Genomic DNA, 7,679 nt, shown 5'->3' with positions numbered 1-7,679 from the left:
GATACAATATATAAATTACGGAGTATAAGTTATGAATAGAATATTAAAAAATTATTTAAACCTGAAATTAATTTATGCAATAGTTTTTATTACACTTGCTTCTTGGTCTTTTTTTGCTTATTTTACAATGAACAAACTAATTCATGAACAAGAAATTTATGCAAAAATCATTAATTTAAGTGGAAAACAAAGAATGTTATCTCAAAAGACAACTTTAATTGCAAAAAGATTTAGTGAGTCTAAAAATGAAGATTTAAAAAAACATTTAATTGACTTAATTGATTTAATGAAAAAAGATCATACATTTATAATAAATAACCTAACGTCTAAAGACACAAATGATATTTATTTTAATAAACCTTATAATTTAGATGATAAAGTGAATAAATATTTTAAATTACTTGATGACTTTTATAAAACAGATGATTTAATGGTATTAAAAGAGATAGAATCTTACTCTTTTACTTTATTACCAAAACTTGATTATGCTGTAAATGTATTTGAGAAAGAGAGTGAAACAACAATCAACAACTTATTAAAAAGAGAGTTTTATATATTAGTTGGTACTTTATTAACTCTACTTTTTGAAGCTTTATTTATTGTAATTCCATCAATCAAAATTGCGCATAGAAAAGAAAAAGAGCTTAAAGATTTAAATAATTCACTAAAAGAAAAAATAGATGAAGCAATAAAAGAAAATACTAAAAAAGATTTATTATTAAAACAAAAATTCCATTTAGCACAAATGGCTGAAATGATATCAAATATTGCACATCATTGGAGACAACCTTTATCTGTAATATCAAGTATTGCAAGTGGTCTTAAATTAAAAGAAGAGATTAAATGTCTAGAAGAGGATGAACTGCGAAATGGCTTAAAAAAAATAGTTGATAAAACACAAACACTATCTAAAACTATTAGTGATTTTGAAGAGTTTATTAGAAGTGATAATATTCAAGAAGAGTTTATTTTAAAGGATAAGATTGAAGCTATTATTTGTATTGTTGAATCATCACTACAAAATAAAAATATTTCTTTAAAAACTATAATACCAGAAGAACAAATAATAATATATGGAGATTCTAAAAGCTTTACTGAAGTTATTTTAAATATTTTAAATAATGCCCAAGATGCACTAGTAAGTAATGAGGCAAATATAAATAAAGAGATAATACTTGAAATAAAAAAATTAGATGATAAAGTAATTATAAATATAGAAAACAATGGAACAGGTATACCTGAAAATATAATACATAAAATTTTTGATATATACTTTACTACTAAACATCAATCTCAAGGTACAGGTTTAGGTTTGTATATATGTTATGAGATAATTAAAAACAATTTTAATGGAGATTTATATGCTGAAAATATTAAAAATGGAGTTAGATTTTCGATTGTGATATAAAAGAGGTAAGATTAAATCTTACTTCTTTTTTATTTCTTTTTTTCGCTGAAATTTAAATAGTATTCAATTTCAGAAGGTGTTAGAATTTTGATAGTATTTGTACTTCCTGGCATTCCTACTGGATAACCAACAGTTGCAACATAAGTACCTTTTTTATCTAATTTTCCTTTTTGTGCAAGTGCTTTTAACATCTTTTGGAACATTTTTGAAGCTTGTGCTTCTTTTATAGTTCCAACTGATTCAACACCCCAAACAGCAGTTAAAGAGTTTAAAACTTTCTTTTTATGTGTAAATGCAAATATTGGAGTTTTTGGTCTATATCTTGACATTTTCACAGCTGATCTTCCTGAACTTGTAAGTGCTAAGATACCTTTTGCACCTAAATCATCTGCAAGTTTTGTAACAGTTGATTGAATTACATCAAACTCATCTAAATATTCAAACTTATATTGTTTATCATAATCATAAATATCTTCTGTTCTTGAAATAATATTACTCATTGTATCAACAACATTTACAGGGTCTTCACCAACTGCACTTTCTTCACTTAACATTACAACATCTGTTCCATCTAAAACAGCATTTGCAACATCAGAAATTTCAGCTCTTGTTGCTCTTTCATTTTGAGTCATTGATAAAAGCATTTGTGTTGCTGTAATTACTGGAATTCCAACATGATTTGCTTTTGAAATTAACATCTTTTGAATAGTTGGAACATCATAATAAGGTACTTCAATTCCTAAGTCACCACGTGCAACCATTAATCCATCACTATGTTCTATAATTTCATCAATATTTGCAACTGCATCAAACTTTTCAATTTTTGCAATTAATTTTCCATTGTAACCATTTAAAAGTTTTCTAGCTTTTTGCATATCTTTTCCATCTTGAACAAATGAAATAGCAAAATAATCAACTTGATTTTCAACACCCCATGCAATATCTAATTCATCTTTTTTTGTAATTACATCAATAGCAATTACAGTATTTGGGAAGTTAACACCTTTTTTAGAAGTTAAAACACCATGATTTTCAATTTTAGCTTTTACTTCACCCTTTGTTTGAGTTACTCTTGCTCTAATTGTTCCATCATATAAATAAATATATTCATCAACTTTTACTCTATCTAAGATATCTGGATAGTTAATTGATACAACATAGTTTTTATCTGATTGTTTATAACCTACGATTTCTTCTCTTAAAAATGTAATAGTATCACCTGAAAAAAGTTCAAAAGGTTCTTTTAAATCACCAATTCTAACTTTTGGTCCTGAAATATCTTGTAAAACACCAACAGTTGTATTTAAGTTTTTCATTGCTGTTCTAATATTATTTAATGTTTGTAAATGGTATTCATGCGTTCCATGAGAAAAATTTAATCTAAACATATTTGCACCAGCTTTAATCAAACCTTCAATGATTTCAATGTTATGACTTGCTGGGCCTAAAGTTGCTAATATTTTTGTTCTTTTATCCATACTTTATCCTTATTTAATTATTAAGATTATATCACAATTTTGTTACATAATAGTTACCTAATTATACAACATTTATTTCACGTTTTTTATGTTAGAATTAAGTATAAATTAATTTTAAAGGATTTACGATGAATTTTTTGAATTTAAAAACAATCTTGTCTTCTATTGTTGTTGTAACAATGATATCAGGATGTGCCACTAAAACTGGGAACCAAACGATTGATGACAATCAAAGAGCCATAATTGGTACAACTATTGGTGCTATTGCTGGTATTGCTTTAGGTAATAATATTGGCGGTGGAAATAAAAATAGAAACAAAGTAATAGGAGCAGTCACTGGTGCTGCTATTGGTGGAGCTATTGGATATAGTTTGGATAAACAAGCAAAAGAAGTTGCTAATAGTTTAAACACAAATGTAAATAATAATCCAAATGCTCCTTTAGACCCAAGTCAAGATTTAATTGTATCAAATACTGATAATTACGTAAAAATTATGTTTAGAGATGCAATGATGTTTGAAACAAACCAAGCAAATCCAACTATGAGTGCAAGTGCAAAAATAAATAAAGTTACAGGTGTTTTAGCAAAATATCCAAATACTTTAGTTCAAGTTGTAGGACATACTGATAATAGAGGAACTTACTCTTTAAATAAACAACTATCAGAGCAAAGAGCTTCAAATGTTGGTACAGTTATTTATAACTCAGGAGTAAAAAATCAAATATTCTCAAAAGGTTGTTCTTATGATAAACCAATTGCTCCAAATACAAATGCTACAAATATGGCTTTAAATAGAAGAGTAGAGATATTCTTATATCCAAATCAACAATCAGTAACAGATACATGTAAATAAAAAGAGAAATCTTTTTATTTGCATTAGTTTTACATCTTCAAAACCTACTTTTTGATACAATATTTCATGAAAAAATTTAGTCAATATTTTAATGAATGGTTATATGCCAATGAAGGTTACTATTCAAATTACAAACAAATAGGTAAAGATGGAGATTTCTATACAGCAGTTTCAACCTCATCATTTTTTGGTGGAGCAATTGCAAAGAAAATTATCCAATCTATAAAAAGTGGTTTTTTACCAAAAGATACAACAATAGTTGAAATTGGTGCTCATCATGGGTATTTACTTGCTGATGTTATTCAATTTATTTATACTCTTGAACCAAAACTTCTTGATACTTTAAATTTTGCAATTGTTGAAAGATTTAAAAACTTACAAGAGCAACAAACAAAATATATAAAAGAATCATTTGGTGATGTTATTTCACTTAAACACTATTATGATATTACAGATGTAAAACTTGATAATGCATTTATTTTAGCAAATGAAATATTTGATGCTTTTGCTTGTGAATTAGTTTACACTACAAAAGATGATATTTTACAACAAGCCTTTGTGGAAAATCATAAAATTAATTTTATTGATTGTATAGATAATGACTTAATAAATCATTGTAAAAAATACAATATTACAAAAGGTGAAGTTGGACTATCATACAAAGAGTTTGTAGATACACTTTGTAATAATTTCAAGCATTTTGAATTCCTTACTTTTGATTATGGAGATAGATATCCAAGAAATGATTTTTCTGCAAGAATTTATGAAAAACATGAAGTCTTTCCAATTTTTGAAGATGATTTAGACCTAGAAAAACTTTATAAAAACTCTGATATTACTTATGATGTTCATTTTAACTATTTGGGTGATTGTTTTAAAGATAATGGTTTAGATGATGTAGTTTTTAATACTCAATTAAAATCTCTTGTAGAGTTCGGAATTATTGAATTATTAGAAATTTTAAAAGCTAATGTTCTTGAATCAACATATTTAAGAGAAACACAAAATGTAAAAACATTATTAGAACCAACTGGTATGGGTGATAGATTTAAAACATTAAATGTAAGAAAAAATATGGATAAAAACTAAGCTATGAAAACTACTAACTATACAATAAAAGATAATCTACTAAATAATAGTATTGATTTTGAATTATATAAAAATGAAAAGAATATTTTAATTCAAGTTTTTAGTGGAAAAAATGAAAATGATTTTAAAAGCACTATTGATTATTTATTAGAAAAATTACCAAATGCTATTTGTATAGGAAGTAGTACAGATGGTGAAATAAATGAACATAAAGTTCAAACAAACTCTATTGTAGTTTCTATTTCTACTTTTAAAAATACACTAGTAAAAAGTTCATATGTCAAAAAAGGAACATCTTTTGAAAAAGGTGAAAAACTTGCAAAAGATTTAATCACAAATAATACAAAACTTTTAATTTTATTTACAGATGGCTTACAAATGAATGCAGATGCTTTTTTAGAAGGTGTCTCATCTATTAGTAAAGATGTAATTGTTTGTGGTGGAATGGCTGCTGATAATGCAAGTTTTTCTAATACTTATATATCATGTGAAAAAGAAATATTAAAATATGGAGCAGTTGGTGTTTCATTAAATTCTGATATTTTACTTGTAAAAAATGATTATAGATTTAACTGGTCATCAATTGGGGTTGAACATAAGATAACAAAAGTTCAAAATAATAGAATTTATGAAATTAATGGAATGAAAACAATAGATTTTTATAAAAAATATCTAGGTGAAAATATTGTTGATAATTTAATTGAAAATGCTATTTCATTCCCTTTATTAGTAAAAAGAGATAAAATTCTTATTGCAAGAGGACTTATTAAAATATATGATGATGGAAGTTTTCAATATACGGGGAATTTTAAAGTTTCAGATACTGTACAATTTGGATTTGCTAATACAGAAACAATATTAAAAGACCCAATTATTGAATCACTAGATAATTATTTAAATACACAGAGTTTTTTTATCTACTCATGTATGGCAAGACGAAGATATATTCCTGATTTAATTCAAAAAGAAAATAGTGCATTTGCCAAAATTACGAATACTGTAGGTTTTTTTACTCATGGAGAGTTTTATACAAATAAAAAGAAAGTTGAATTATTAAATCAAGCATTTACAGTAGTTGCATTAACAGAAGATGAAAATCATCATAATAAAATTGATTTCCTTTCTGAAAAAATAGCAAATAAAGCAAGTAATTATTCTGAAACCATGCAGATTCTTACACATTTAATGGATCAATCATCAAAAGATTATGATGTTCAATCAAAAAATTTAGAATCAGAAAAATTCACTTCAGAAATTTTAGTTGCATCACAAAAAATATTTTTAAGACATGCTGTTCATGAAACAAATACTCCAATATCTGTAATAATGAGTAATATTGAACTATATGAAATGGAACATGGGAAAAATCATTATTTGTCAAATATCGAAGTTGCATTAAAAAATATTTTTAATATCTATGATGATTTAAGTTATTTAGTAAAAAAAGACCAAGTAAGTTATCCATGTAAAAATATTGATGTTATTGATTATATAAGGTCTAGAATAGATTTTTTTAGATTACCTGCTTTACAAATTGGTTCAAAATTTATATTTCACACACAAGAAAAATCTTTAAATTATAATTTTAATGAAACAAAATTACAAAGAATTATTGATAATAACCTAACAAATGCTATAAAATATACAGCAGAAAATTCAAATATTTATATTACAATGATAAGAACAAACAATCAATTTACAATAGATATCTCAAGTTGTTCACAATATATTCAATATCCAAAAAAGATTTTTAAAGAGTATTATAGAGAAGAATCTACTCAACAAGGTTTTGGACTTGGACTTAGTTTAGTTAAAAGAATTTGTGATGAAGAGAATATTCGTATTGCTATTGATTCAAATGAGTACTACACCTCGTTTAAATATATTTTTCCAATGGAGGAGCAATGAAAATCTTACTTTTAGAAGATGATGTAATGTTAAATAGAGCTATTACTCAATATCTACAATCTACAGGACATGAATTAAGAACTGTAAGAGATGGAACTAATTGTCTTAGAATCTTAGAAAATGAAAATTTTGAACTTTTGATTCTAGATATTAATGTTCCTGATATTAATGGCTTTGAAGTATTAGAAACATTACATAAAAGAAATAAAATAATTCCAACAATTTATATTTCTGCACTAATTGATATAGAAGAAATATCAAGAGCATTTGAACTAGGTTGTTATGATTATTTAAAAAAACCTTTTCATTTAAAAGAGTTAACACTAAGAATTAATAAAATATCTCAAACAAGTATTTCATTGAAACAAAATAAAAAGTTATCAGATAGTTATAGTTTTAACTCAAATACATTAACACTTTTGTACAATGACAAACAAGTTATTCTTCCTAAAAGACAAATTCAAATTATCCAGTTACTTGCAAGATATAGAAACTCTTTAGTAGATTACGATACATTTAGAGAGTTTGTTTGGAATGATAATGAAATTGATAATGCTACAATTAGAGCAGAAATCAATAGATTAAAAAAAGTTCTAAAAGAAGATTTTATAACAAATACCAGAGGTTTTGGTTATATAATTGAATATGAAAAAGATAATTAAAAGGTAAAAATTAATGCAACTACTTATAAATGGTGAAGATAAACAATTTGACGATAATGTTACATTACAAGAAATTATTACAAGTTTACAAATTGAAGATAAAGTAATGGCTGCTGCTATTAATATGGAAATTGTAAAAAAAGATGACTGGAAATCATATATTCCAAAAGATAATGACAAATTAGAGTTATTACAATTTGTTGGTGGAGGATGATATTAAATCATCATGAGTAGAGTAAAAGGAGATTTTGCAGAAAAGAGAGCTGTTTCTTTTCTTGAA

General features: G+C 25.4%; 7 protein-coding genes. 6 read left to right on the top strand and 1 reads right to left on the bottom strand.

The window, feature by feature from the left end:
• Positions 1–31: 31 nt before the first annotated feature.
• Complete coding sequence (locus tag ACERKK_RS09050) at positions 32–1,408, top strand: sensor histidine kinase (protein WP_373772760.1); 1,377 nt, start codon at positions 32–34, stop codon at positions 1,406–1,408.
• Between the two features lie 29 nt (positions 1,409–1,437).
• Here the strand turns inward: ACERKK_RS09050 and pyk are convergent, their stop codons facing one another.
• On the bottom strand, positions 1,438–2,886 hold the full coding sequence (pyk, locus tag ACERKK_RS09045; RefSeq protein WP_373772759.1) for a pyruvate kinase: 1,449 nt from the start codon (positions 2,884–2,886) through the stop codon (positions 1,438–1,440).
• A 128-nt stretch (positions 2,887–3,014) separates the two neighbouring features.
• Here pyk and ACERKK_RS09040 point away from each other — a divergent pair, with 128 nt between their 5' ends.
• The 5 genes from ACERKK_RS09040 to thiS all read left to right on the top strand — a co-directional run bounded on the left by ACERKK_RS09040 (position 3,015) and on the right by thiS (position 7,613).
• Complete coding sequence (locus ACERKK_RS09040) at positions 3,015–3,740, top strand: OmpA family protein (RefSeq protein WP_373772758.1); 726 nt, start codon at positions 3,015–3,017, stop codon at positions 3,738–3,740.
• Positions 3,741–3,806: 66 nt separating this feature from the next.
• Positions 3,807–4,829, top strand: a complete 1,023-nt coding sequence (locus ACERKK_RS09035; protein WP_373772757.1) for an SAM-dependent methyltransferase — start codon at positions 3,807–3,809, stop codon at positions 4,827–4,829.
• 3 nt (positions 4,830–4,832) lie between these two features.
• Positions 4,833–6,737 (top strand): FIST N-terminal domain-containing protein, encoded by a 1,905-nt coding sequence (locus tag ACERKK_RS09030; protein WP_373772756.1) that lies wholly within the window; start codon positions 4,833–4,835, stop codon positions 6,735–6,737.
• Positions 6,734–7,399 carry a response regulator transcription factor gene (locus ACERKK_RS09025; protein ID WP_373772755.1) on the top strand — a complete coding sequence of 222 codons (666 nt, stop codon included), beginning with the start codon at positions 6,734–6,736 and terminating at the stop codon, positions 7,397–7,399. Before ACERKK_RS09030 ends, ACERKK_RS09025 begins: the two co-directional genes overlap by 4 nt.
• Positions 7,400–7,412: 13 nt before the next feature.
• A complete protein-coding gene (gene thiS / locus ACERKK_RS09020) occupies positions 7,413–7,613 on the top strand; it encodes a sulfur carrier protein ThiS (protein WP_373772754.1) in 201 nt (66 codons plus the stop codon).
• The last annotated feature ends 66 nt before the right edge of the window (positions 7,614–7,679 follow it).

The sequence above is a fragment of the Poseidonibacter sp. genome (assembly GCF_041821165.1).
Lineage (GTDB): Bacteria > Campylobacterota > Campylobacteria > Campylobacterales > Arcobacteraceae > Poseidonibacter.
This window is presented reverse-complemented; position numbering and strand designations above follow the sequence as displayed.